Source organism: Mycobacterium sp. (assembly GCF_965229265.1).
GTDB lineage: Bacteria > Actinomycetota > Actinomycetes > Mycobacteriales > Mycobacteriaceae > Mycobacterium.
Genome location: NZ_CBDDIY010000012.1, coordinates 344878 through 371015 on the forward strand (window position 1 = coordinate 344878; position 26138 = coordinate 371015).

Annotated in this window: 22 protein-coding genes; 9 read left to right on the forward strand and 13 right to left on the reverse strand. The window is 66.5% G+C overall.

All coding sequences use genetic code 11. The features are described 5' to 3' along the window. Positions 1-111: 111 nt before the first annotated feature. From ADBZ9K_RS19375 to ADBZ9K_RS19395, 5 genes are read right to left on the reverse strand one after another with little or no spacing between them, the layout of a single operon-like run. Positions 112-309 (reverse strand): ferredoxin, encoded by a 198-nt coding sequence (locus ADBZ9K_RS19375; RefSeq protein ID WP_526623301.1) that lies wholly within the window; start codon positions 307-309, stop codon positions 112-114. 34 nt (positions 310-343) lie between these two features. After that, a complete protein-coding gene (locus ADBZ9K_RS19380; protein ID WP_526623303.1) occupies positions 344-1522 on the reverse strand; it encodes a thiolase family protein in 1179 nt (392 codons plus the stop codon). A gap of 4 nt (positions 1523-1526) precedes the next feature. Beyond that, positions 1527-1943, reverse strand: coding sequence for a Zn-ribbon domain-containing OB-fold protein (locus tag ADBZ9K_RS19385; RefSeq protein ID WP_526623304.1), 417 nt, complete (start codon positions 1941-1943; stop codon positions 1527-1529). Beyond that, complete coding sequence (locus ADBZ9K_RS19390) at positions 1936-2535, reverse strand: TetR/AcrR family transcriptional regulator (RefSeq protein ID WP_526623306.1); 600 nt, start codon at positions 2533-2535, stop codon at positions 1936-1938. Before ADBZ9K_RS19390 ends, ADBZ9K_RS19385 begins: the two co-directional genes overlap by 8 nt. Then, a complete protein-coding gene (locus ADBZ9K_RS19395) occupies positions 2528-3145 on the reverse strand; it encodes an HAD family hydrolase (RefSeq protein ID WP_526623308.1) in 618 nt (205 codons plus the stop codon). The genes ADBZ9K_RS19390 and ADBZ9K_RS19395 overlap by 8 nt, the downstream gene beginning before the upstream one ends. Positions 3146-3334: 189 nt before the next feature. Here ADBZ9K_RS19395 and ADBZ9K_RS19400 point away from each other — a divergent pair, with 189 nt between their 5' ends. From ADBZ9K_RS19400 to ADBZ9K_RS19435, 8 genes are all read left to right on the forward strand, one after another. Continuing rightward, the gene (locus ADBZ9K_RS19400) at positions 3335-4486 is read left to right on the forward strand and encodes an acyl-CoA dehydrogenase family protein (protein ID WP_526623310.1); all 1152 of its coding nucleotides are present in this window, start codon (positions 3335-3337) and stop codon (positions 4484-4486) included. A gap of 9 nt (positions 4487-4495) precedes the next feature. Further along, complete coding sequence (locus tag ADBZ9K_RS19405) at positions 4496-5491, forward strand: acyl-CoA dehydrogenase family protein (RefSeq protein ID WP_526623312.1); 996 nt, start codon at positions 4496-4498, stop codon at positions 5489-5491. Then, positions 5488-6261, forward strand: a complete 774-nt coding sequence (locus ADBZ9K_RS19410) for an enoyl-CoA hydratase/isomerase family protein (RefSeq protein ID WP_526623314.1) — start codon at positions 5488-5490, stop codon at positions 6259-6261. The genes ADBZ9K_RS19405 and ADBZ9K_RS19410 overlap by 4 nt, the downstream gene beginning before the upstream one ends. 1 nt (position 6262) lies before the next feature. Continuing rightward, positions 6263-7111 (forward strand): SDR family oxidoreductase, encoded by an 849-nt coding sequence (locus ADBZ9K_RS19415; RefSeq protein WP_526623316.1) that lies wholly within the window; start codon positions 6263-6265, stop codon positions 7109-7111. A gap of 34 nt (positions 7112-7145) precedes the next feature. Beyond that, positions 7146-8750: an AMP-binding protein gene (locus ADBZ9K_RS19420; protein ID WP_526623318.1), complete on the forward strand. Its 1605-nt coding sequence runs from the start codon at positions 7146-7148 to the stop codon at positions 8748-8750. A gap of 79 nt (positions 8751-8829) precedes the next feature. Next, entirely contained in the window at positions 8830-10419 is a 1590-nt protein-coding gene (locus tag ADBZ9K_RS19425) for a pyruvate, phosphate dikinase (RefSeq protein WP_526624248.1), read from the forward strand. A gap of 10 nt (positions 10420-10429) precedes the next feature. Further along, complete coding sequence (locus tag ADBZ9K_RS19430; protein ID WP_526623319.1) at positions 10430-11275, forward strand: mycofactocin-coupled SDR family oxidoreductase; 846 nt, start codon at positions 10430-10432, stop codon at positions 11273-11275. Positions 11276-11397: 122 nt separating this feature from the next. Further along, positions 11398-12585, forward strand: coding sequence for a thiolase family protein (locus ADBZ9K_RS19435; RefSeq protein ID WP_526623321.1), 1188 nt, complete (start codon positions 11398-11400; stop codon positions 12583-12585). Between the two features lie 182 nt (positions 12586-12767). Here ADBZ9K_RS19435 and ADBZ9K_RS19440 read toward each other — a convergent pair whose 3' ends face one another. The 7 genes from ADBZ9K_RS19440 to ADBZ9K_RS19470 form a co-directional block, all read right to left on the reverse strand. Then, on the reverse strand, positions 12768-13865 hold the full coding sequence (locus ADBZ9K_RS19440) for a hypothetical protein (RefSeq protein WP_526623323.1): 1098 nt from the start codon (positions 13863-13865) through the stop codon (positions 12768-12770). Next, on the reverse strand, positions 13865-14959 hold the full coding sequence (locus tag ADBZ9K_RS19445) for an NAD(P)H-dependent amine dehydrogenase family protein (protein ID WP_526623325.1): 1095 nt from the start codon (positions 14957-14959) through the stop codon (positions 13865-13867). The genes ADBZ9K_RS19440 and ADBZ9K_RS19445 overlap by 1 nt, the downstream gene beginning before the upstream one ends. Next, positions 14956-16134, reverse strand: a complete 1179-nt coding sequence (locus tag ADBZ9K_RS19450) for an amidohydrolase family protein (RefSeq protein WP_526623327.1) — start codon at positions 16132-16134, stop codon at positions 14956-14958. The genes ADBZ9K_RS19445 and ADBZ9K_RS19450 overlap by 4 nt, the downstream gene beginning before the upstream one ends. Before the next feature lie 61 nt (positions 16135-16195). Then, entirely contained in the window at positions 16196-17317 is a 1122-nt protein-coding gene (locus tag ADBZ9K_RS19455; RefSeq protein WP_526623329.1) for an FAD-dependent oxidoreductase, read from the reverse strand. A 23-nt stretch (positions 17318-17340) separates the two neighbouring features. Further along, positions 17341-18621 carry a cytochrome P450 gene (locus ADBZ9K_RS19460; protein WP_526623331.1) on the reverse strand — a complete coding sequence of 427 codons (1281 nt, stop codon included), beginning with the start codon at positions 18619-18621 and terminating at the stop codon, positions 17341-17343. A 25-nt stretch (positions 18622-18646) separates the two neighbouring features. Then, positions 18647-20131 (reverse strand): aldehyde dehydrogenase family protein, encoded by a 1485-nt coding sequence (locus ADBZ9K_RS19465; protein ID WP_526623333.1) that lies wholly within the window; start codon positions 20129-20131, stop codon positions 18647-18649. Then, positions 20128-22719 carry an NAD-dependent epimerase/dehydratase family protein gene (locus ADBZ9K_RS19470; protein ID WP_526623335.1) on the reverse strand — a complete coding sequence of 864 codons (2592 nt, stop codon included), beginning with the start codon at positions 22717-22719 and terminating at the stop codon, positions 20128-20130. Before ADBZ9K_RS19470 ends, ADBZ9K_RS19465 begins: the two co-directional genes overlap by 4 nt. 253 nt (positions 22720-22972) lie before the next feature. Between ADBZ9K_RS19470 and ADBZ9K_RS19475 the strand changes: the two genes are divergently transcribed. Then, positions 22973-24772, forward strand: coding sequence for an AMP-dependent synthetase/ligase (locus tag ADBZ9K_RS19475; protein WP_526623336.1), 1800 nt, complete (start codon positions 22973-22975; stop codon positions 24770-24772). A 14-nt stretch (positions 24773-24786) separates the two neighbouring features. On the opposite strand, the gene ADBZ9K_RS19480 is transcribed toward ADBZ9K_RS19475, so the two are convergent. Next, positions 24787-25806, reverse strand: a complete 1020-nt coding sequence (locus ADBZ9K_RS19480) for a hypothetical protein (RefSeq protein ID WP_526623338.1) — start codon at positions 25804-25806, stop codon at positions 24787-24789. Between the last annotated feature and the right edge of the window lie 332 nt (positions 25807-26138).

Consider the following 26138-nt stretch of genomic DNA (forward strand, 5'->3'; position numbering starts at 1 on the left):
TCTCCTGGTGTTCCCGACGCAGCCGCGAGGCCGCGGTGATCTGTTGCGTCTCATGCTAGATCCGCGCGATTCTCTTAGTCAATCCCCGGATTAAATAAAGCCCGGGCCGCGTCAGTCCTCGACGACGCTCAGCGCGGCTTCGGGGCAAGATTCGACGCCGAGCCGGACCTGGCTCTCCAGGCCGGCCGGCACGGTCTTGCCGACTCCGATGCAGCAGTAGCCGCTGTCGTCGAGGGTGAAAAAGTCCCCGCCGACGGCTTCGCACATGCCGTGCCCCTGACACTTCGCCGAATCAACACTGACCTTCATATTCGTTGCCCTTCACCATATTCGGCGGTAAATCTCATCGACTCCGAGTCAACAGCAGCGCGCCGCCCAGATATCCGCCGCCCGCGGCGACAAGGCCGACCTCGGGGCCGCGCGGGACCTGACGCTCGCCGGCGAGGCCCCGCAGCTGCAGGCAGGCCTCGTACAGATGCCCGAAGCCGTGCAGCCGCCCCGCCGACAACTGCCCACCGCCGGTATTGAGGGGCAGCGGACCATTGCGGCTGATGTTCGCCCCGCCGGCCACGAACGGTCCAGCCTCCCCCTTGCCGCACAGCCCCAGCGCCTCCAGCCAGATGAGGGTCAGGATGGAGAAGCCGTCGTAAAGTTGTGCGATGTCCACATCGGATGGCGTGAGATCAGTTGCCCGCCAGAGGCTTTCGGCAGCATCGTGAGCAGCCATCGAGGTCAGGTCGGCATACTGGTCCCAGTAGGGTCGCCCGTGAATGGCCGCGCCCACGGCCTCGATCCGGACGGGAATGCCCCGGAGGTCGGGTGCGGAATCGGCCGCCGAGACGATGACGGCGGTGGATCCGTCCACCGGGATGTCGCAGTCGAAGAGACACAGGGGTTCGCTGATCATCCGAGCGGCCAGGTAATCATCCAACGTCATCGGATCCCGGAGCACCGCTGCGGGATTGAGGGCAGCGTTCGCGCGCTGAGTCATCGCGAGACCGGCGACCTGCTCGCGCGTGGTGCCGTATTCGTGGAAGTGGCGCGTCGCCAGCAAGGCCGCCCAGTTGGCGGCCGAGACCGCCCCGAACGGGACGAACCATTGATGCGAGCCGTCGATGCGGCCGTGTCCGCTGCCGATCACCGACGCCCGCCGATTGGCTGTCTGCGCCGTGCTCTCCCATAGCGTGCGGAAGCACAGCACGTGTCGCACCAGCCCGGCCCGGACGGCTGCCACCGCATTGATCACGGCACCCAACTGCCCGGCGGTCTCGCTTCCGCCACTGAACCATTCGAGCTTCAGCCCCAAGGCGTCCTTCACATCCCAGACACCACTGCCGGAGAAGCCGGGCGCTGGACCGTGGGTGCCGGGCCAGGTGGACAGGCCGTCGATGTCGGCAACCGTCAGCCCCGCGTCGGAGACCGCCGCAAGGGTGGCCTGCACGGTCAGAGACAGCGGAGAGCGCCCGAGCCTGCGGCCGATATCGGACTGACCGATCCCGCTGATCAGTATCGCCGGTGACATGCGCTCACCTCGATACCTCTTCCGGCCGGAACAGCGGCAACCACACGTCCCCGGCGGGTTCGAAGACCACCTGAACCCGCATCCCGATGCCAACGTCGTCCGGCTCGACGCCGACCAGCCGGGTCGACACTCGAAGTTCCGGGTCGTCGTCGAGTCCGATCACCGCGATGACATACGGTGGCGCGAGCGTCGGCAGCCATTGTTGACAGTTGACGGTGTAGGTCAGTACCGCACCGCGGCCCGACGACGGCTGCGGCCCGACGTCGGTGGACAGACAGAACCGGCACACCGGAACCGGCGGGTGCAACCAGCGTGCGCAGTTGCCGCACCGGGTGATCAACAGCCTTCCGTCGCCGCCACCGGTCCAGAAGGGCGCGTTGTCGGCATCGAGCTCCGGCAGCGGAGCGTAGTGATCAGCCATCGACACCGGCGGGCAGCCGGATCGCCCGCGAAATTAATTGCACAACTGATCTTTTCAGATCATCGCGCACATTGTGGCCTGATCCGTTCGGCCAGTCGAGCGCATTCCCGCGGATCAGGTACAGGATGGCGCGCGCATCGGCGACCGGGTCGGCGGAGTGCAGCTCACCACTGGCGTGCCCGTCCGCCAGTGCGCTGACCAAAGGAGCACACAGGGCGGCGATACAACGTTCCAGGACGTCGGGATGATCGGTCATCACAGTCCGCCAGTTGAGTTTGTCGACCAGGAAGCCGCCTCCGGAGCGGAACTCCCCGGCACGGTCGAGTTCGGCCGTGACATAGTTCCACACCCGCTCGGCGGCAGTCTGCGCCGTGTTGGCCTCGGCCTGCAACTGTGCGGCCAACGCATACACCTCACGTTCGAGCAGGGCGACCACCAACTCGTCCTTGCCGCTGAAGTGCCGATAGAAGCTGTTCGTCGACAACCGCGCCTGGCGGCACACGTTGCGAACTTTGAAGTCGCACCGGCCGCTGTGGTTGATCACCTGCTGGGAGGCCTCGATCAGAGCTTGCCGTTCGTCGGTTCTAGTCATAGATCCGCCCCAGCTCGGCGATCGTCTCGAGCGCCGAGGTGTGCAGGATGGTCCGCATCCCCAGCTCGCGCGCGGGATTCAGGTTGGACTCCACGTCGTCGACGAACACACAGTCGGCGGGCGCACGCCCGGCGCTCTGAGCAGCCAGCTCGTAAATCCGCGGATCCGGCTTGCGCATTTTCACCACAGAGGACACCAGTGCAGCGGTGAAATCGGGAAGTAGGTCCCACGGGTAGGCGTCCTCCGACCCCCAGGAATTTGTCACCAGGACCGTCGGCACGCCGCGATTGATGAGTTGGCGTACCGCGTTCAACATGTCTTCGTCGACGTCCCAGGTGACGGTCGCCACCCGCGCCATCCAATCCTGACCGCGCACCGGATTGGTGGCGTACCCGGACAGCAGCGGGGTGATCCGGTCGCAGAACTCCTCGTGCCCGATGAGTCCCAATTCGAGCAGCGCGAATGGACTGTCCGGGCCGGTGCCGAAGCACTCGGCGATGAAGAGCTGGGGATCGACTCCGAGGTCGGTGCAGGCCTCGGCGAATTGTTCGTACACCGAAGCCGTCAGCACGCCACCGTAGTCGATGAGTAGCGCCGGCGAGCCGCCCAACTGGGATCCTCCTCTCCACGAGATCTGCGGCCAAGCCGCCCGCTGCCCGTTCGGATCGGCATGCTCATCTGGTTTGGACAACTCAGTTTTCGATCCGCCCGGGCCGCCCGGCAGTCCACAACCGCCGCTTTGCTTGGCGCTAGTTTATCTATATGATCTGATAGGTCAATCCCCAGTTGAGGAGGCGACGTGGATCTGTCCTTCGATGGCGAGGACGTCGCGTTCCGGCACCAGGTACGCGGATGGCTGCGCGAAAACCTGCCGTCCGACCCTCGGCCCACCGACCACGCCGGTGCGCGGGCCTGGGACATGGCGTGGCAGCGCACGCAGTTCGAGGGCGGCTTCGGCGGCATCGCGTGGCCCCGGGAGTACGGCGGTCAAGGCCTGCCGCTGGTGCGGCAGCTGATCTGGTTCGAGGAGTACGCGCGGGCGGGGGGCCCCGGCATTGGATGCGCGTTCGTGGGTGTCAACCACGGTGGGCCGACCCTGATCGCGCGGGGAAACGAGGAGCACAAGAGGCGCCACCTTCGGCGCATACTGGCCGGCGATGAGGTCTGGTGCCAGGGCTTCTCCGAACCCGGAGCCGGATCCGACCTGGCGGGCATCAGCACCAAGGGCACGATCATGGGCGACGAACTCGTCGTCAACGGCCAGAAGATCTGGACCAGTTTCGCCCACATGGCCGACTTCCAGGAGCTGCTGGTTCGTACCGATCCCAACTCCACCCGCCACCACGGGTTGACCTGGGTGATCTGCGACATGCACGCCCCGGGCATCACCGTCAGGCCGATCGTGTCGATGGACGGCGGGGCCGAGTTCTGCGAGGTCTTCTACGACGACGTGCGGATCCCGCTGGACAGTGTGGTGGGAGCCATCGGCGAAGGCTGGTCGGTGGCGATGTCCACGCTGGGTTTCGAGCGGGGCACCGGTTTCATGAAATTGCAGACGGAATTGTCCGTTGCGCTGGAGACGCTCGTCGACGATGCCGCAGCACGCGGTCTGATGGACGACTCCGGCGTCGAGGCGCAACTCGGCGAGTTACGCGCCGACGTGCTCGCGATGCTGGCGATGACCTACGCCACGGTGTCCGGCGCCGCGCGCACCGACGTACCCGGTCCGGAAGGCTCGATGATCAAGGTGTTCTACGCTGACCTCGCCCAGCGGATCAACCGGGCGGCAATGGAACTCATCGGCCCCGAAGGGCTGGACCGCGCCGGTCGATACGCGGCGGACATCACTGACTACCTGTATTCGTATGCGTCGACGATGGGCGGTGGCACCTCGGAGGTGCAGCGCGACATCATCGGAGAACGCATCCTCGGACTTCCGAGAAACCGTTAGGCACGCGGAATGGACTTTCTTCCCGACCCGGACCAGCAGGCGCTGGCCGCGGCGACCCGTGACTTCGTGTCGGCCAGGTTCCCACTGCAGGGCGGCCCCGCCGAGATCGACCACGCCCAATGGTGCGAGCTTGCCGGGATGGGATGGCTCGGGCTCGCCGCCGACGAGGAAATCGGCGGCGCGGGAGCAACTCTGGTCGATGAGGCCTTCGTGTTCCGCGAGATCGGGCGGGGCCTCGTCCCCGGTCCCGTCCTGAGCACGTTGGCCGCCGCGCGACTGGCACACTGGGCCGGGGCTCCCGACCTCGCCGCCGAACTCATCGCAGGCCACCGACGAGTCGCTCGCGCCGTCGCCGCCGATGGCGGGCTACTGGTCATGTGGCCACGAGAGGCAGCCATCGCCTTGGTGATCGACGAGCGCGGCGGGATGCTGCACCCGATCCCCGAAGATCCGGAGTTGCACCCCGGCATCGAGGATGGGACGGCAGTCGCCAGGATCACGCAGGCGCAGCTCGGCGCGCCGCTGGCCCGTATCGACGATGGCGAAACCTTGTCCCGGCTACGCAGGTTGGTGCTCATTCACACGGCCGCACAATTGGCCGGGATCGCCCAGGCCACAACGGATCAGGCGGTCGAACACGCGAAGAGCAGGGTGCAGTTCGGTAAGCCGATCGGCGCATTCCAAGCCATCAAACACAAGTGCGCGGACATGGCGACCAACGCACTGGCCGCCGACAACCTGATGTTCTTCGCAGCGCTGAACGAGTCGCTGAGCCCCGCCGGATCCGACTACCACGTCCTGGCCGCCGCGGCCTTCTGCCGACGAGCCGCATTCGCCAACGTACGAGCCAACGTTCAGATCCACGGTGCCATGGGCTTCACTGTGGAGACCAGCGCACACCGTTTCGTCAAGAGAACGCACGCGCTCTGCGCCGGCGAGGACCTCGGCCGCGCGGCACGACGCCTGGGAAGCCTGCGCCGCCCCACTGATAGGGAGAGACTGTGACCGCTACCGAGTTGAAGACCGAGAACATCGCCGGCGTCGGCGTCGTCACATTGAACCGACCGCACCGCCACAACGCGATCACCGACTCACTCTTCGAGCGAATGCGCGACGCCGTCTACCAGAACCTCGACGATCCCGCGGTGCGTTGCGTGCTGTTACGAGGCGAAGGCCCGTCATTCTGTTCCGGCCGCGACACCGCCGAGTTGGGCCAACGGGCCGACGGCAAGGACGATTTCACGTTCGTGCGAGAACACCAGCGTCTCCGGCTGGACATGCTCGAGTCGCCCAAACCGATCATCGCCGCGGTACAGGGCGCCGCGATCGGGGGCGGCTTTGAGATCGCATTGAGTGCGGACATCCGAATTGTCGCCGACAATGCCGTCTTCGGCCTGCCCGAGGTGGCGCTGGGCCTGGTACCCGACACCGGCGGGACGCAGATCCTTCCCGCACTGGTCGGTCCGGCCCGCGCCAAGTACCTCGTCCTGAGCGGTGCCCGTATCGACGCCGCAACGGCATACGACTGGGGGCTGGCCGAAGAGGTCGTGCCGGCCACCCAGCTCACCGAGCGCGCGATGCAGCTGGGCCAGCGCCTCGCCGCGCAGCCCGTACTCGCCATGTCGATAGGCAAGATGTTGGTCAACCAGGCATCGGCCGGACCGATCCGTAACGGCTTCGGTCAGGAGTTGATCGCCCAGACGGCACTGTTCAGTTCGGATGAGTACCACCGGATCAAGAACCGGGCGTTGCAGGCCCGGCGCGAGGGAAGCTGACATGGCGCTTCCTCCCCCGCCCCCGTTGGGCGCCAGCATGCTGCCGGCGGGGACCTACGCCGGCCAGGTGGTGATCGTCACCGGCGGCGGCACCGGCCTGGGCAGGGCGATCGCCACGGAGTTCGCTCGACTGGGCGCCGCGGTCGCGATCGCAAGCCGAAAGCCCGAACATCGCGAGAGCGGGGTACGCGCGATCGAGGGACTGGGTGCCAGGGCGTTGGGCGTGGCACTCGACGTTCGCGAGCCGGAGGCGGTCGAGGCGATGTTCGACCAGGTCGAGAGCAACCTCGGCTCGGCAGATGTACTGATCAACAACGCCGCGGGCAACTTTCCGGCCCAGGCGATCAAGATGTCACCGAACGCGTGGCGCACCGTCGTGGATATCGTCCTCAACGGTACCTTCCTGTGCAGCACCGAATTCGCGCGCCGCGCACTCCGGCGCTCGGCTCCAGGAGCGGTCCTCAACATCGGCGCCACCTATTCCTGGACCGGCGGCCCCGGAACCGCCCACTCGGCAGCCGCAAAAGCCGGTGTCACCAACCTGACCCAGTCGCTGGCCGTGGAATGGGCACCACACGGAATTCGGGTGAACTGCCTGGCGCCCGGCAAGTTTCCGCACGGGGATCTGCCCGAAGTCTTACGCAAGACATCGACACCCGAACAGGACGCCAGCCGCATACCCGGCGGAAGAGTGGGTGAGCCACACGAATTAGGCTGGGCGGCAACATATATGTGCTCCACCTTTGCGACGTATCTGACCGGTCACACCCTAGTCCTGGACGGTGCGAACTGGCTGCGACGAAGTCTGACTATGCCCGAATTCATCCCGATCGAAGAGCAGCTACCCTGATGACCTCGACTACCATGACGACCGCGACTTCCCGGTGTGGTCGCCGACGACTACCGACACCGTCACCAACGTTCTGGCCCGCGCCGTCGACCAGTCGCCCGACAAGGTCTACCTCGACTTCGCCGGTGATGCCTACAGCTACACGCAGGTGTGGGACCTCGCGCTGGAGCGGGCCGCCGCCCTGGCCGCACTGGGACTGTCCCGCGGCGAGACCGTGGTATGCATGCTCGACAACAACCTGGATGCGATCCTCACCTGGTTCGCGGCGAACTTTCTCGGCGCCATCTGGGTTCCGGTGAACACCGCGCTGAAGGGCGAATATCTCCGCCATCAGGTCTGTGACGCCGGAGCCGCCATTGCGGTCACCGAATCCGACTATGCCCAAAGGATTGCCGAGATCGCTGGCCAGTTGCCGGAGTTGAAGCATCTCATCGTCCGCGGACAGTCCCCGACAACAGCGATCCCCCCTTCGCTGTCAACCCGGTCGCTGGCCGATATCGCGGCGGCCCCCCCGCTCGCGCAACCGGTGACGGTCGAACCGTCGGACCTGTCGATGCTGATCTACACCTCGGGCACCACCGGGCCGTCCAAGGGCTGCATGATCAGCCACAACTACATCTGCAACGTTGCCGCCAACACCGCGGCCATGCGCGACCCGCGTTACACCCTGTGGACGCCGCTCCCACTGTTCCACCTCAACGCGGCCGGCACCTCGGTGCTGGCCACGGCCGTCAACCGGGCGACCCTCTCGATCGCGCCACGATTCTCCCTCTCGGGATTCTGGGGTGACATCAAACGCTCTGGCGCCCAGCAGGTTTCGATCCTCGGGACCATGATCACGCTGATCGCCGCCATGCCCGACACCCCCGAGATGGCCGAGTGCCACGGTCAGATCAAGCACGCCGGGGGCGCGCCGTGGACCCCGGAGCTCATCGAGACCTGGAAGACCAGGTTCGGTGTGCAGAAGGCCGGCAACTCGGTGTTCGGCCTGACCGAGGCCTCGTTCATCACCAGCAACCCGAACGGTCTGGACGCACCGCTGGGGGCATCAGGCCGCCGCAACGGCGACTTCGACGTCCGTATCGTCGACGACACCGACAACGAGCTGCCCGACGGGGAGGCCGGGGAGATCGTCGTTCGCCCGCGCAAGCCGCACGTCATGTTCGAGGGCTACTGGCGGCGCCCGGAGGCGACCATGGCGGTCCTGCGGAACCTGTGGTTCCACACCGGCGACATCGGACGCTTCGACCAGGACGGCTGGTTCTGGTTCGTCGACCGCAAGAAGGACTATCTGCGCCGACGCGGGGAGAACATCTCCAGCTACGAACTGGAGTCGACCTTCCGCAAGCATCCAGATATCGCCGACGTCGCCGTTCACGCCGTGCCCTCCGCACTCACCGAAGACGACATCAAGGTGACGGCCGTCTTGGCCGAGGGTGCGCGGCTGACCGAGGAACAGTTGTGCCGGTGGTCTCTTGACCGGCTGCCCTATTTCGCGGTGCCGCGCTACGTCGAGTTCCGGTCCGCACTGCCCCGCAATGCGACGGGCAAGGTGCTCAAGGTGCAACTGCGCGACGAAGGTGTCACCCCGGCGACATGGGACATCGAGACCTCCGACATCCAGGTCGTCAAGCGGTGAGGCCTCGCACGCTCACTCAGGAGGAGCCACGAACATGACACAGGTACAGCCCCCGAGGGCGGACAGCGACGCGCAGCGGGTGGTCATCCTCGACGGCACGGCCGGACTCCCGCGTGAGTTACTGGGCAACAAGGCCTTCGGTATCGACGGCATGCGACGCAACGGGCTTCCCGTTCCGCCCGCTTTCTGCATCACCACCGCGGTGTGCACCGAGTGGTTCACCGCCCCGGACCACACCGTCGACACCGTGGTGCGAGACTCCGTCCGGGACAAGATCGCCTGGCTCGAAAGAGAGACCGGACGGACCTTCGGGCGCGGGCCCAGGCCGCTGCTGGTCAGCGTCCGCAGCGGAGCAGCCCAGTCCATGCCCGGCATGCTCGACACCATCTTGAACCTCGGCATCAACGACGAGGTCGAACAGGCGCTCGTGGAACTGCATTCCGCCGAGTTCGCCCGAGACACCCGCAGGCGGTTCCAGCACATGTACACCCGGATCGTCGGCGGGGCGCTACCGCACGCGACGGTCCCCGAGGATCCCTACGACCAATTGCGCGGCGCCATCGGTGCGGTCTTCGCATCATGGAACAGTGACCGTGCCGTCGCTTACCGCACCCACCACGGGCTGAACCCCGCGTCGGGTACCGCCGTGGTGATCCAGGCCATGGTATTCGGCAACATGGCGAACAAATCCGGCACCGGGGTGCTGTTCTCGCGCAATCCCATGACGGGCGCGAACCAGCCATTCGGCGAGTGGCTGCCCGGCGGGCAGGGTGAAGACGTCGTCTCGGGGACCTTCGACGTCGAGCCCATTACCGCCCTGCACGACGAACAGCCGAAGGTCTATGCCGACCTGATGGCGGCGGCGGTCAAACTCGAGCACCTCGCAACCGACGTCCAGGACATCGAGTTCACCGTCGAAGAGGGCAGGCTGTGGCTGCTGCAGACCCGAAACGCCAAGCGCTCGGCCCAGGCGGCGGTCCGCCTGGCCCTGCAGTTCCGGCACGAGGGCATCATCGACGACGCGGAGACGCTCCGCCGGGTACAACCGGCACATATCGAATCGTTACTGATGCCGGCTCTACAACCGGAAACACGGCTAGCCGCTCCACTTCTGGCTACCGGACTGCCGGCGTGCCCAGGTGTGGTCTCGGGCCGCGCTTACTGCGACGTGGATGAGGCCATCGACGCCGCAGACGACGACGAGGACGTCATCCTGGTCCGAAACCACACCAGTCCGGACGACGTGTCGGGCATGCTGGCCGCCAGGGGCATCGTCACCGAGGTCGGTGGGGCCACCAGCCATGCGGCGGTGGTCAGCCGGGAGTTGGGCCGACCCTCGGTGGTCGGCTGCGGCGCCGGCGTCGCCGAGGCACTGGCCGGGAAGCTGATCACGATCGACGGTACCGAAGGCGAGGTGCGAGAAGGCATTCTGGCGCTGCAGGCCTGGTCGGAGCGCGACAGTCCCGACCTACGCGAACTCGACGACATCGCGCGCCGAATCGCGCCGCTGCGGGCTCATCTCGACGGCGCTCACCCCGTCCTGGACGGGGTGAGCCCCGACGCGGTGCGGGCGGCGCTTGCCGCGGGCCACACCGACGTCGTATCCGATCGTCCCCTGCTGGTGATGCTCACCGCGATGGCCGTCAACGACAACGACAACGAGAGTTAGGAAAGAGCGCATGGGTCGCGTAGAAGGCAAAGTCGCTTTCGTCACGGGAGCCGCTCGCGGCCAGGGCCGAAGCCACGCAGTGCATCTGGCCGAGGAAGGTGCCGACATCATCGCCGTCGACATCTGCCGGGACATCGCCAGCAACGAGTACCCGCTGGCCAGGCCCGAGGACCTCGACGAGACCGCCCGCCTGGTGGAGAAGTTCAACCGGCGGATCGTTCCCATCCAGGCCGACGTTCGGGAACGCAAGGAGTTGGCCGCCGCTCTGGCCGACGGGATCGACCAACTCGGTGGCCTGGACATCGTCGTGGCCAATGCCGGCATCTGCCCACTCGGCGAGAACACCACCCCCGAGGCGTTCGTCGACGCCGTGGACGTGGATCTCATCGGCGTGCTCAACGCGGTTCATGCGTCACTACCGCACCTGGGCGAAGGGGCCTCCATCATCATCACCGGATCGGTGGCCGGCTTGTTGTCGAGCGCATCGTCGGGATCGGGCCCGCAGGGCCTCGGCGGCGCCGGTTACAGCATGTCCAAACGGGTGCTGGTCGAGTACAGCACCACGCTGGCGCGCCGGCTGGCCCCCCGCATGATCCGCGTCAACGCGGTGCACCCGACCAACTGCAACACCGACATGCTCCAAAGTCTGCCGATGTACCGCGCGTTCCGGCCGGACCTGCCGGAGCCGACCGCCGAGGAGGCGCTGGAGGGCTTCAAAGCCATGCAGGCCATGCCGATCCCCTGGGTCGAGCCCTCGGACATCTCTTATGCGGTGGTCTATTTCGCCTCGGACGAGTCGCGGTACGTCACCGGGATGCAGTTCCGAGTCGACGGTGGCGCGACGCTGATGCGCTAGGCGGCACAACGCGACCACTGCGGCCCCGCTGTTGCGGCGCACTGTCCGCATGGCCCCGTCATCGGTGCCGCTGGCGGTATCGCCACCACGAATTCCGAATCTGCGAGTAGGAGAGAGACGACATGCCACGAGAATGCCCCGCCGTCATCATCGGCGCGGCCCGCACCGCAATCGGCACGTCCCGGCGGGGAACCCTGGCGAACACCGAGGCCGTCGAACTCGCCAAGCCGATCGTGGCGGCTGCCATCGACCGTTCCGGCTGCGCCCCAGAGGATTTCGAGGACCTCATCCTGGCCGAGGTCTATCAGGGTGGCGGTGACATGGCGCGTTACACAGCGGTGGATCTCGGCCTGACGCATCTGCCGGGGATGGCGCTCAACCGGCAGTGTGCGTCCAGCCTGACCGCCGTCGCGGTCGGTGCCGGGCAGATCGGCGCCGGTATGGCAGCGGCGGTCCTGGCCGGCGGCACCGAATCCTGTTCCACCGCACCGGTCGGGCGCAAGCGCAAGCCCTTCACCACGGGTAAGGCGACAGACGATTGGGTCGACCCGTGGTTCTCGTTCTCCCACCCACCCACCGACGACGCCCCGGCAATGGACATGTCCATCACGGTCGCCCACAACTGCGCGGTGCAGTACGGGATCACCCGCCGGGAGCAGGACGCCTGGGCCCTTCGCAGTCACGAACGGGCCATCGAGGCGATCGAAGCCGGCGCATTCGCCGAGGAGATCGTGCCGATCACAGTCGCTGGGCCCGACGGCAGCCACACGGTGTTCGATCGGGACGAGCACCCGCGACGTGGCACCACGATGGACACCCTTGGCGCGCTGAAGGTTCTACACCCCGAGATCGACGGATTCACGGTGACGGCGGGCAATTCGTCGGGCATCAACGATGCCGCATCGGTCCTCGCACTCGCCGACCCCCGCCAGCATCGCGATCCGCTGGCCAAGGTGCTGTCCTGGGCCTTTGTCGGGGTCGAGCCGTCGCGCACCGGCAGCGGCCCCATCGACGCCATCCCGAAGGCGCTCGGCCTCGCCGGCCTGAAGATCGATGACGTCACGCTGTTCGAGATCAACGAAGCCTTCGCCGCCCAGGCGGTCGCCTGTACCCGAGCGCTGGGTCTTGACGAGGAGATCGTCAATGTGTACGGGTCGGGCATCAGCCTCGGCCACCCGATCGCCGCCACCGGTGCGCGCATGATCACCTCGGCGATCTACGAACTGCGCCGCCGCGGCGGTGGCATCGGAGTGCTCTCCATGTGTGCGGGGGGCGGAATGGGTGCGGCGCTCGTCATCGAAGTCGACTGACAGCACAGCCACGCCCGACCGCGCACCTACCCGGGGCTGTCTGACTCTGCCGAATACCACGACAACCCGACCCGCTGTGCCCGGTTGCGCCACTGGCGGGCCGCCGGCGCGCCGAACGGCACGACCGGCGGCCCAACGCGTGTCAGCGGGGGCCTGCCCCTCGGGGGCCGAACGCCCCCGAGTCAGCCACCGGCCTGCTGCGCGTAGAGGTGCGGTGAGATCGTCCAGTTGTCGTCCTGATGCCGCCCGCCGACGTTGCGGCAACCGACCACGGCCAACTCGAACGGTGTCCGGATTCCGGGCTCGGCGGCCACCAGCGCCGGCAGGACATTGATCCCGTACATCGCGGTGCCGAACAACGCAGGCCGGGTTTGCCTGCCTGCGGGATCACGCAGGCTCAGGTGCAGGTCATAGTCCGGGATGCCGCGGATCTCGACGCCGTAACCCTCCTGATGACGCCAATGCTCGGCAACGTCACGACGTAGACGGTTGACGTGCTCGAGCCGGAATCTCTCGACACCGTCGACGGTCCCGATCAGCCCGAACCGTATGGCCGCCACCGCCCCCGCTTCGACCCGCTTTGCCGGGACATCGAAAGCCTCACTGCAGCGGTATGTCTCGATGAATTCGACCACCTCGATGTCCGGGCACCCGAGAACATCGGCCAAGCCCCGGATCGACGAACCCCAGCTGTGGTCGATGACGCCGGGTCGGTGGAACCTGCAGCCCTCGGTCGACATCACCCCCAGCCCGAGGTCGTTGAGCCGCCACAGCGGCAACGGGTCGTAGTCGCGAACCTCGTAGAGGGTCAGCAGATCGATCCGCTCACTGACCGCGGTGAGCACGAATGGCAGCAATTGCGTGGTGAATCCGGGATCAATGCCGCCGTAGATGATCGACGCTCCCCCAGCCAACGCCGCATCTTCGATCGGGCCGCGGATCTCCGGCGGGCATGAACGCGGATGGAGCAGTTCAGGGATACCGAGATATGCGACATCGACACCTGCACGCAGGTAGGGCAGCACCGGCTCGAAACTGCGGCTCTTGCCGCAGTACACCAGTGCGTCGGGCTTATGAGCCAGGATCTCGTCGACCGACGTCGTCAGCGCCGTGCCGCACCGCTCCCAGCCGATCAACTCGCCCGCATCGAGGCCGGCCTTGTCCGCCGAGAAGGTCTGAACGCCGACCAACCTCATGTCGTCGCGGCTCAGCACCCCACGGATCGCGTAGTGGCCCACGTCGCCTACCCCACAGATCGCGACCTTCAATTCCTTTGTCACTAAATACCTTTCAGATCGTTACGAATTGCCCCGCGGCCGGTGATGAGTGGCAGATCGATGGGGCTGTGCGCTCCCGGTGGCGCGGCGGTGACCACTGGGATCGCATTGACTGCGCGCATTGCGGTTCCCAGGACACCCTGATCGGTCGCATCGAGGCCGACTCCCCCCAACGCGACATCGACATCGATGTCGGGGCTGCCCGATATGCGGATCCGGGTGGTTCGCCGGGACGGATCCACGGGCTGCGGAAATTGCGGCCCGACTTCGTCGAGCAGTCGGTAGACGTGTTCGATGACGAACATCGCTCGGCCGCCGACTTCGCCGATCACCTTGAAGTGCAGGGCAGCGGCATCATGTGGGCCGTACGAGCCCGCGGGTACGGTGAACGCATATCCCGCAGCCGCGAGATTCCTTTCCTCGTATACCCGGTCGAGTTCGACACCGAGACCCTCGGCGAGCATGGTCATCGGCCCCATCCAGTTGAGGGCGATCTGTCCGGGAACGTAGCGCTCGGCGTCGGCGGTGATGTCGTTGCCGAGGCCCGAACGCCAGCGGGTTACGCGATAGCCGCCGACATTCATCGCCTCCTGGACATGAATGCCGGTGATGTCCCGAGACAGACTCGTCAGATGCAACACCAAGGCATCCGCCATGAACCCCGGCTCGATGCCGGTACAGAGGAAGGCGGATTCGCCTACCGCACAGGCATCGTCGAGCCGCTGGCGCACATCGGCCCCGTCGGCTGACGGGTGGACCAGCACCGGCAGCGTCGTGGCGACGACATTGATCCCCGCCGACAGCAAGCGGCACACATCGTCGATGACCCCATCGTGGCGGCCTCTGTCGCTGGCCATGTAGCAGACACAGTCGGGGGCGAGTTCGATGACCGCCTCGGCGTCGGACGTGATGGTGACGCCGAGCGGAGCGGCCAGACCCACCAGGTCCGCGACATCGCGGCCGGCGAACGCCGGGTTGTGGGCCCACACCCCGACCAGCTCGAGGTTGGGTGATTCGAGAATCGCGCGCAGGGCGACCATTCCGGTGTTACCGGTGCCCCACTGGACGACCCTGACGCGTGACGGCGCAGTATTCACGCCCAGGGCCGCCAGCCCAGCAGCTCACATGCGTTGAGTTCGGCTATGCGGTGCGCCTCGTCGTCGGGCACCCCGGACAACATCTCGACCATGGTCTTGCGTGAATGCGGGAAGTGGGAGTCCGAATGCGGGTAGTCGCTTTCGAATACCAATCGATCCACGCCTATCCGGTCGCGGAAGTCGATGCCGGCCTGGTCGTAGATGAAGCACGCCCACACGTGCTTGCGAGCGAGGTCCGACGGTCGGGTCTCGGCGTCGACCTTGGCGTAGTAGCGATGGCGCTCCCAAACGGTGTCCATCCGCTCCAGCATGTAGGGCATCCAGCCCGCGCCGCCCTCGGCCAGGGCCACCTTCAGTTTCGGGAACGCATGGAACGTCCGGGAGAAGCACAGGTCGGACAGGGTACCCATGGAGTTGCAACCCATCTGTGCCACCAGCACCGGCGTCGGCGCATCGGGACTGACGTACGGGGTGGCCGTGGAGGTGCCGAAGTGCAGCATCAGCGGCATCCCGTTCTCCTGCGCGACCGACAGGACCGGATCCCAGTGATCGGTGTGGAATGACGGCAGGCCCAACGGTGAGGGGTTCTCCGGGAATGAGATGCATCGGGCGCCCAGGCCGATCGCCCGCTGCAGTTCGGCGACCGCCTCGTCGATGTTCCACAGCGGCAGCACACAGATCGGCACGAAGCGGTCCGGTGCAGCACCACACCACTCTTCGAGCATCCAGTCGTTCCACGCCCGGACGCAGTCCAACGCCATGGCCCGGTCTTCGCCCTCCAGAAACCTGGTGCCGGCGAAGCGCGCGAAGCTGGGAAAGTTCGTCTGGGCCCAGACTCCGTCCTCGTCCATGTCCTTGAGTCGCTCGACCGGGTCGTAACAGCCCGGACGCATGTCGTCGTACCGCGCCGGCTCCACGTCCCAGGTGCGGGGATCCTTGCCCGCCACCGCGTTCAGACCGATCTGCGGATAATTCTTCCCGGCGTAGACCCACGTCTGGACACGACCGTGCGCTGTCGCACCCAATTGCACAGAGGCCGAGCCCACTTCGACCTCTGCTACGTGAGGGATCTGTGAGCGGTCGTACTTAGCCGGCATCCGTTTGGTCCAGACGTCGGCCGGCTCGATCGCGTGGTCGTCAACCGAGACCAGCTTCATGTAGTCCTGCAGTGGCATTTGTCACTCCTTTGGTCGTGCTTGTGATGGTGAGAGTTCTTGTGCAGCCGAGGGTGCATGGTCAGTCCTCATCGACCTCCTCGAGTAATGCGTCGTAGTCGGCCAGCGGAAGCGTTCCCTCGCCGGCGAATCGGTCGAGCAGCTCGTCGGTCGCTGCGACCGCCGACCATCGGTCGAGGCGGGCTGCGCTGACCCCCCGTCGTTGCAGAAGGGCCTCGAGGTGACGGCTCGGGCGGGCCAGCGTCGCGATATCGGCATCGATGGCGGCGACGACCCCTGCCGCATCCTCGAGGTGCGAACCGCCGCCGCGTGGAGTGCGCCCCGCCCAGCCAGTCACGTACAGACCGGCCACCGGGCGACCGGCAGCAAGGACCCGGCCGCCCGCATGATCGAGATGACCGTCGCGGTGGTCCAGCCCCGGCCAGGGGAAAGACTCGCCGTGGGGCCGCAGGACCAGCTGCCCGCGCAGGTCCTCCGTCACGACCATGCCGTTGCGGTCGCCGCGCCGCAGGCAGCGCACCGCGCGCACCCGGTTGCGCCCGACCAGACCGATGGGCCGCATCGCCGCATGCACAACAAGATTGTCCGGAGGCCCTTCCGGCAGTGGGAGCTCAGCGAGCGAGCGGGGGTCGATCAACTGGACGTACCGGATTCTGCGCTCGCCGATCCGGGTTGCGGGTTCCGCTGCAGTACCCTCGGGGACTCTGCCGCAGAGGGTTTCAGCGGCGCGCACACCCGCGGGCGACGCACCGATGACGACCGCGGTGTCCATCGCCAGGTCCAGTTCGTCGACTGCGACATCGGCACTGCCGCTGAGCCAGCCTTCGAGGTGGCTGACCGTTCCCACGCCGACGGAGTCACCCCCGGCGATGCCCAGTGCCGAGTCGGCGGGTGAGCCGGTGGCCAGGACCACCGCGTCGGCACAGGTGCGCACGTCGTCGAGCGTGACCTGCTCGCCAACATCGACGGCTCCGACGAACGTGACTCTGCTGTCGCCCAGCACCTCATCGACATCGCGTGCGACCGCTCGCAAGCGCTCGCTGCCCGCCGCGGGCCCATGCCGCAGTAGCGCATCGGGTCGGACCGCGCGGTCGATCAGATCGATCGCCAGCTCGAAGCCGCTCTGCCCGAGCAGCGCACCAGCGACCGCGAAGCCTGCCGGCCCCGCGCCTACAATCGCCACCCGAATCACGAAATATCCTGCTGTCAGTGGTTTCCGAATACGACAGGCACCTTGTTCGGCGAGCGGAGACCGATGCCCTGCACCCAAGCATCTGCGCCCCGCTCCGGGTCAAGCCGAAGATTCGGCAACCGGTCGAACAGCGCCGTCATGGCCGCGGCCATCTCCAGTCGCGCCAGATGCGCCCCGAGGCAGGTGTGCGGACCCCAGGCGAACGCGATGTGCGCCTTCTTGTCTCGGAAGATGTCGAAGTCCTCGGCATCGTCACCCCAGCGGGTGTGGTCCCGGTTGGCCGCGCCGATCGAGACCTCGACGATGCTGTCCCGTTTGATCTCGACACCGCCCAACTCGAGGTCGTCGAGCGCCAGACGGCTGATCGACATCAACGGCGGCTCCCAGCGCACGCCCTCCTCGATGGCCTGCGGAAGCAGACTGCGGTCGCTGACCAGTGCCTCCAGCTGGCGATGGTTGCGCAACAGGCCCAGCAGGGTGTTCGCAGTCGAGCGTGCCGTGGTCTCCCCACCGGCGGGCAGCAGTAGGCGCAGGAACGACACGATGTCGATCGTGCTCAGCTTGCTGCCTTCGAGTTCAGCATTCGCCAGCAGCGTGATCAGGTCGTCTCCGGACCCGCCGCGTCGCTCCTGGATCAACGGGGACAGATACTCCTCGAGATTCTTCGAGGCGGCCTTGGCGGCATCGAGGTCATAGAAGGCAGCGACCGTCTCACCGGCCCATTTGTTGAACAGCGCGATCTGGTCGAACGGCAGGGCCATCATCTCGGTGATGATGTACACCGGGAAGAGGACGGTGAAATCCCGGTACAGATCGGCCGAGCCCTTCTGCTCGAACCTGTCGATGAGTCCATGCACAGCGGGTTCGATGGCGGTTTCGCGCCATCGGCTCAACGACTTTCGGGTGAAGGCCTGCGCAATCAGGGCGCGGTGGTGCCGATGCTCGGCCCCGTCCATACCGATGATGGAGTGCCCCCAGACCTGCCCGATCGTCAGATCCCAGATCGTCGATGACAACCGTTCGTCGGCCAAGGCCTCCTGGGCGTGGTCGAAGCCCAGCACGCAGCTGAACGAGACGTCGGTGAATTCCTTCTGGGTGCGGTAATCCTTGTTGCCCGTCAGCGCGGCCTGAGTGCTCAGATGCACCGGCGCCTTGCGACGGGCCTCGGCCAGCGGTTCATAGAGGTCGACGATGAACGTCGACCTGGGTGTCGCCGCGGTGGCCGACGCGACGTAGGCGGTGTCGTCAGCGGTCCGGACGAAGTCGCGAAGGTCTTCGGCTGTGCTGGTGGGCATGGTGGTTCCTCGTGGTGTCGCCGACTCAGCCGGCGTGGAATTGAATGGCCTTCGTCTCGGTGAAGTCGTCGAGCACGTCGGCACCGAGTTCGCGACCGACTCCCGAGCGTTTGTAACCGCCGAACGGTGCCCACGGGCTCATCCCGCCGGTCCCGCCGTTGATGCTGATGTTGCCGGTGTTGATCTGTTGCGCCATGGCGAATGCGGCCCCGGGGTCCGCCGTCCACAACGAGCCCGACAACCCGAAGCACGAGTCGTTGGCGATGCGGACCGCCTCGTCGTCGTCGTCGAAGGGGATCGCCGCACCCACCGGTCCGAAGACCTCCTGCTGCGCCACCGTCATATCGGTGCGGACGTCGGCCAGCAGGGTGGGCTCGAAGAAGAACCCGCGCTCCAAGCCCGCCGGCCGTCGACCCCCGTACATCACCCGGGCGCCCTGTTCGAGGGCACCGGCGACGAATCGCTCACTGCGCTCTCGTGCACCTTCCCGGATGAGCGGTCCGACAAGGGTGTTGGGGTCGGTCGGGTCCCCAATCGGCATACGGCTCAGGATGGCCGAGACACCCTCGACATACTGGTCATAGATGCTCCGGTGCACCAGATGGCGAGTCCACAGCGCACACCCCTGCCCACTGAACAGGGTGAGCTCCTGAGCGCCCCTCGCCGTCACCGCGGCCATGTCCGCGTCGGCACGAACGATCATCGCCGACTTGCCACCGAGTTCAAGGACCACATGCTTCAGGGTGGCTGCGGCCTGCGCCATGACCTTGGCGCCGACAGTGTCCGAACCGGTGAAGGTGATCATGTCGACTCGCGGGTCGGTGGTCAGCAACTCGCCGACCTCGACCCCACCGGTCACCACATTGAGCACACCGGGCGGCAGCCCCGCTTCCGCCGCCGCCGCACCGAGCAACAGCGCCTCCAGCGGGGTGAAGTCCGATGGTTTGAGCACGACGGTGCACCCCGCGGCCAGGGCCGGTCCCACCTTCAGCAGGTTGACGAAGAACGGAGCGTTGAAAGGGGTGATCGCGGTGACCACGCCACGGGGTGATCGCTGAACGACCCCTGCTCCCAAAACCGTTGTGCCATGCCGATTCTTGAAGGTAGTGATGGGTAGTGAGCGGATCGCGTCGAAGGCGGCGGCCCGTTCGATGAAGAAGTCCAGCAGACCCATCGGCGCGTCGAACTGGCTGGGTCGAGCGATAGTGACCGGAATGCCGGCTTCGGCGACCACCAGACCGACGATGTCGTCGGACCACTCAGCCAGGACATCGCGTAACCGGGCCAGCCGCAACGACCGCTCGGCCGGCTTCATCCTGGGCCAGGGGCCCTCGTCGAACGCCCGGCGGGCGGCGACGAGCGCCGCCGCCGCCTCCCGCACCGTGCCGAGCGGGGCGTCGACGACGGCCTGCTCGGTGGCCGGGTTCAGCACCGGGGCAGCATCTTCGGTTGGCATCCAGTCTCCGTCGACGAACACGCCGACATAGGTTGACCGGTTCAGGATCGTCATTCGACTCTCGTTACCTTCCCGGTGGCCCCGTCCACCTCGACCACATCGCCGGTGCGCAGGATCGTGCTGCCGCGAAGTGTCCCGACCACGCAGGGGACTCCGAACTCCCGCGCAACGACTGCGGCATGGGACATCTCTCCCCCGGTGTCGACCACGACGGCGGCAGCGAAGGAGAAGTACGGTGTCCAGCCGGTGTCAGTGAACGCCGAGACCAGAACCTCACCGGGCTCCAGATCGTCCATCGAGTCGGCGGTCAGCACGCGCACCGGCCCCTTGGCGATTCCCGACGACACCGGCGTGCCCTGCAACGACTCACCGGGCTGCAGTTCCCCGGAGGTACTTGTCGCTGGCGTGTACCTGCCTGCGAAGTTCAACGGCGGGCGCTCGGAGCGCAGGCGGTCACGCTCGGCGCGGCGCCGCGCGACCAGTTCCGCGGCGTTGGCCGGCGGGTTCTTCAACTCCGGTCGAATCAGATAGAACACGTCCTCGGGCCGGTCGAGCACCCCGCGATCGGCCAACCGCCTCCCGATTTCGCGGGCGATCAGACGATACTGGTGGGTGCGCCGAATGGTGGCGTCCCTGGCCTGCTCCCGTAGTCGCTGGAACCTGTTGGCCGCCTTCGCTGCAACGGCCACTCGACGACCGACCGGCGGGACGGGTTCGCCGGCCCGTCGTTTGGTATCGACGAGCTTGGCAACGACGTCGACGAACCGCACCGGATCGTCGGCGAACATCGGGTTGGCCAGCTCGGTCTCGGCCGGGCCGCGGTGGCCGTACTCCTGGAGCACCGCGCTCATTTCGCGAACGAAGCCGGGATGAGATTCCCGGAGCTTGTCCAGTGCGGCCTCGGGCGGGTCGTTGCGCAGGACGGCCAGGATATCCGGGTCGGACTGGGCCAGACCGGCCAGCCGGTAGGCCCCGCCCGCGATCGCGGCGCTCGGGAGTTCCTCCGCACCGCCGCGTATCCGAGTGGCGACGCCCTTGCCGCCTTGCTTCTGGACCATCTCCATCACCGGCACGATGAACGCCGACGCGTTCGATGCCAGCGACCAGGCCTGCGCAACCTCGTCGCGAGTCCGGTTGAGGTGCGCGATCAATTGGACCTCACTAAGAGACGCGTAGTACGCCGGGTCGCGCTGGTCGGCACGGGCCTGCGCGTCGACGCTGCGGATCTCTGGGGCGAATCCCAGCAGCTTGCCTGCCAGCCGGGGCAGCATTCGCGCCACGCCCAACGGTCCGACCTTGTCGACCTCCGGCAGTTCCACGCCCTCACGGTCGCCGAAAAGCATTTCGTCCCATGCCGATACGCCGGCCCCGGGCATTGCCGTGCCGAGCGCGTAGACCACCGAGAGATTCGCGTAGATGCCGTGACCGAACGAGCCGACGGCATCGTAGGTCAGTGCGTCGCGCAACTCACCCTTGAAGTTGAAGACGTCCGCGGCGTTCGCGGCGCCGCTCAGAAGCGCATCAAGGGCCAGTTCCAGTGACAGCGGGGTCAGCGGTCCCGGAAATGCCTCCGAGGTGTTGGCGGCGGTGAACACTGTCCAGCCGGCGCGCACCCCGGTATCGAATTCCCCCGCCGCCTCCGAAGCAGGCGTCCGTGAGTCGTCGCCGGCAGCCCGTTCCGGGACGGTCGCCCACGGCCACCGCCAGGGGATTTCGACGCGGCGGGTGCCGACAAAGGTGTGCGCACGGTTGGTGCGCGCGAAGTCCTCGACGCACTCACGGTTGCTCCAGGCCGGCCGGAACCCGAATTCGTCGGTCAACTTGGTGGTGTCGACGATCGGGAAGTTCAGGAATGCCTCAACCGCCCCTGGATCGAGTGAGAACAGGTTGTGGTCCCACAGGAAGTTCAGGACCGCCTCTGCGCGTTGCGGATTGACCTCGACATATCGCTTCCCGAGAATCCGGGCGATCTCCCGCATCTCGAGCGACCCCTCGGCGGCGAGGTTGATCGGACCGCGCCAGTCCGAGCGTTCGACAGCGTCGGCGAAGAAACGGGACAGGTCGTCGGGATGGATGAACTGGAAGCGGTTGGCGCCCCCCTTCATCCCCATGATGGCCGGCGTGGCGAATCCCTCCTGGGTCACCCCGGTGGTGCTGCGACCCATGATGTTGCTGGCCCGCACCATCAGGGCGTTGACGCCAGAGGCGGCGATGACTCCCTCGGCCTCCGCCTTGTGCACCGAATAAAGATGCTTGGGACTCGGCCGTAGCGGATCAGACTCCGTGAGCCGCGGGGGGTTATCGGCGTGCGCGCCGTAGGCCATCACCGAGGATGCCGTGACCAGCCGCGAGACACCAGTGCGCTGCATGGCATCGAGGACGGCCTCGGTCCCGCCGACATCGATGGCCCGGGTGGCCGCGGCATCATGCATCGGATGCGTGGTCCAGGCCAGATGGACCACGGAGTCGATGCCGTCCAGTGCGGCGGCCAGTGCGTCGGCGTCACGGATATCAGCGCAGACGTGGCGATAGTTGGGCGAAGGGAAGGCATGCGGGCGGCGCGACAACCCCACGACCTGGTGGCCCCGGTCGAGAATCTCCGGGATGATCCCGGCCGCGAAGTCACCGGACGCACCCGTCACCAACACATGCATGCAGCATCGCCTGTCATCGTGTGATACCTGCCGTCGAATCTAGGTCGCAGCCTATCCGGTGTCAATGCTCGGAGTAAAGATTATCTAGACTCTTGGTCGGGTTGTCCGAGTCCGGTAAATCTACACAATCTCCATATCCGCGGTATTAGGATCGCCCCTGACTGCGAGGCGCCATCTGGGACGGCGGATACCCCCGGTAGCCGGACCCGTATTCACTGACGAAAGTGGGACTTTCATGCAGATGACCAGCGCGGAGATGACCAAACGAATCGCCGGTCGGACGATCGTCGACGTACTCGCCGACACCGTCGCGGAGCGCGGAGATGCGCCCGCACTCAATTCCAAGGCAGCGGACGGCAGCTGGAAGAGGTTGTCGTGGGCGGAGTACCTCGAGACCGCGTCCTCGGTGGCCACCGCCCTGCGCGGGCTCGGCATTGGCCGGGGCGATCGCGTCGCCCTTCTGATGCGCAACCGCACGGAGTGCAACATCGCCGACACGGCCTGCATGCTGCTCGGGGTCACCACCACGTCGATCTATCTGACGTCGTCCAACAGTCAGCTGGAATGGATTCTCGGGCACAGCGAGGCCGTTGCCGTCATCGTCGACGGCGAGCAACTCGATCGCACCCTGCACATCGCGCCGCAGGTTTCCACCCTGAAGACCGTCATCTGCGTCGACGAGGTGCCGGCGGGCACCCCGGCACTCTCGTGGCCCTCCCTACTGGATCACCAACCGTTCCGACTCGACGAGGCCGGGGAAGAGGTGCAGCCCGACGACATCGCGACGATCATCTACACCTCCGGCACCACCGGCCGGCCCAAGGCCGCACAGCACAGTCACCGCAGCATCGTGTCGGGGCTGGAGTCGATCCACCTGGCCTTCGGGGCGGGCTTCACCCATAAGCGGGTCATCAGCTACCTGCCGATGGCCCATGTCGCCGAGCGGTTCTTCTCCCACTACGTCGGGCTGCGGCTGGGATCGGAGGTGTACTTCTGCCCGGAGGTCACCGCCATCGGTACATATCTGCTGGAGGTCAAACCGAACATCTTCTTCGGCCCGCCGCGGATCTGGGAGAAGCTGTGGGGCGCCGCGCAGAGCATCGCGCGCGCCACCCCCGATCCCGAAGGTGCCGAACTGCGGCGAGCCCTGGACATCGGACTGCAGGCGGTCCGCGCCCGGACCGAGACCGGCGAGATCCCAGGCGATCTCGCGATCGACCTCGCCGAGACCGAGCCGGCACGCAAACAGATCACCTCGGGGCTCGCGCTCGACAACATCGAGATCGCGCTCACCGCAGCGGCTTCGATGTCCGCGGACACCCTCGACGGGATGGCCTCCCTCGGTGTGCAACTCGCCGATTTCTACGGCATGACGGAGTTCGTGGGAGGCGTTGGCTCACCGTACGACCCGCGTCGAGGCTGCCTTGGCCGCCCGTTCCCCGGCGTCGACATGCGAATCGCCGAGGACGGCGAGGTTCAACTACGGGGACCGCAGGCCTTCGTCGGCTATCTGAAGGATCCCGAGCAGACCGCCGCATCGTTCACCGCCGACGGCTGGGTCCGGTCCGGCGACCTAGGGCTGATCGAGGAGGACGGCTATCTGCGGCTGATCGGCCGCAAGAAGGATCTCATCATCACTGCGGGCGGCAAGAACATCTCACCCGGACCGATCGAGGCCGCCATCGCGAGCAGCCCGCTGGTGTCCACGGCGGTAGTGGTGGGAGAGGCGCGCAAGTTCCCGGCCGCGCTCGTCCTGCCGGATCCCCTCGAGGTGGTCGAGTGGGGCAAACGGTTGGCGAAGGACGTCTCCGACCTGGTCGCGTTGATGTCGGATCCCGATCTGGCGCAAGAGATCTTCGCGCACATCGAGCAGGTCAATAAAGACCTGGCACGAGTCGAGCAGGTGAAGAAGATCAAAGTGCTGCCCGAGGTGTGGGGACCTGACTCCGACGTGATGACCCCCACGATGAAGGTCAAGCGCAGCGTGGTCACCCAGAAGTACGCCGCCCACATCGACGGCCTCTACACCGACGAGGCGTAGAGGCCGTCCCCGCCTCAGACCGCCGGTGCGGGCCGGCGCTCGTCGCCGTTCTCGGGCACGGTCTCGCCCCAGGCCATCCACGACGTGATGGCGCGATTCTCGCCCACACGCCGGAACTGGCCCTCGGAGTTGGGGGTACGGCGTTGACCGGGTAGGCCGAGGTCGACCATCCGGCCGCGCTCCTCGGCGACCCACTCCCACTCCTCGCCGTCGATCTGGTAGCTGATGTGCAGCGGCCAGCCGACCTCGTCACGTTGGGTGACGAGCGAGCGGACATCCGTTGATCGGACCAGCACTCCGTCTTCATTGTTGAAGAGCCCGAAGCCCCAGTGGCCGTTGCCCGACGAGATGTGACCCATCTCGACCGTCCCGTCCTCGTAGCGGTTTCCCCAGGTGTACCAGGTCAATTCGTAATTACCGGACACCGGCTCGTGGCCCCACGAGTACCCCGGCGAAGTGAAGGTGTTGTCGAGCCCCATGAATCCTGTCACCGCGCGCCCCCGCACGGTGCCGGTGACCTCCCACAGCCGCGAGATGTACAACACCCCGCCCTCGGACCAGGGCGTGAAGAACTTCAAGCCCGGGCCGATGATTCGTCCGGTGAGGTCGGCATGAGCACCCTCCGACCAGTGCAAGTCGGTCGGCGTGACAGTCAATCCGAACACCCGGTCGCCATGCGGGTAGGCCTTACCGCCGAAGAAACGCGCCTCCTCTGAGTCGATCTCCTGACCTACCCGGCCGATGAAAGCGTTGGCCGCCACGTCAGGATCGACCCGAAAGTCAGCGCCGGACGCCGGCGAATACAGCAGGCTCAACCCCACCGAGTCTCCGCCCTCACCGATCCGACGGACCAGCGAGGTCATGTTGCCCTCGTCGTCCCGGACGGTGGCGAACAGGTAGGTCCCGTCAAGGCCGAGGCCCAGATAACTGCCGTGCGGCGACAGCGTCTCGGGGGCCGGATAGAAGGTCCCGACCAGGGAGCGTCCTTCGAAATCGGTGATGCCGCGCCGCACAGTCGCCTCCGTTGAGCTCATGTCTGCCTCTTCGTGCTGATCGATTTATCTGGATTGTCTAGAGCAACCTCTCCGAATTTAATCGCCGGCTGACTTACTGGCAACAACTATCTGTGGCGCACCTGGCCGCCGACAACAGGGCGAGCGGGACAGCCGAACACCTCGACCGGCCCCACGACCGGCCCGGCCGCAACGACCGCGGCATTCGATGCTCTGCAGAGGGATGCCGGAGCTCTCGGCGCGCTCCCGCGGGCGGTGGAGGAGTCGATACCCACGGGTCCCGGGCCGACCCGGGAGTCGGTCAACGATGCAAAATTCCGGTTCGGGGGTCGGCCCGACCACACCGCTCAACG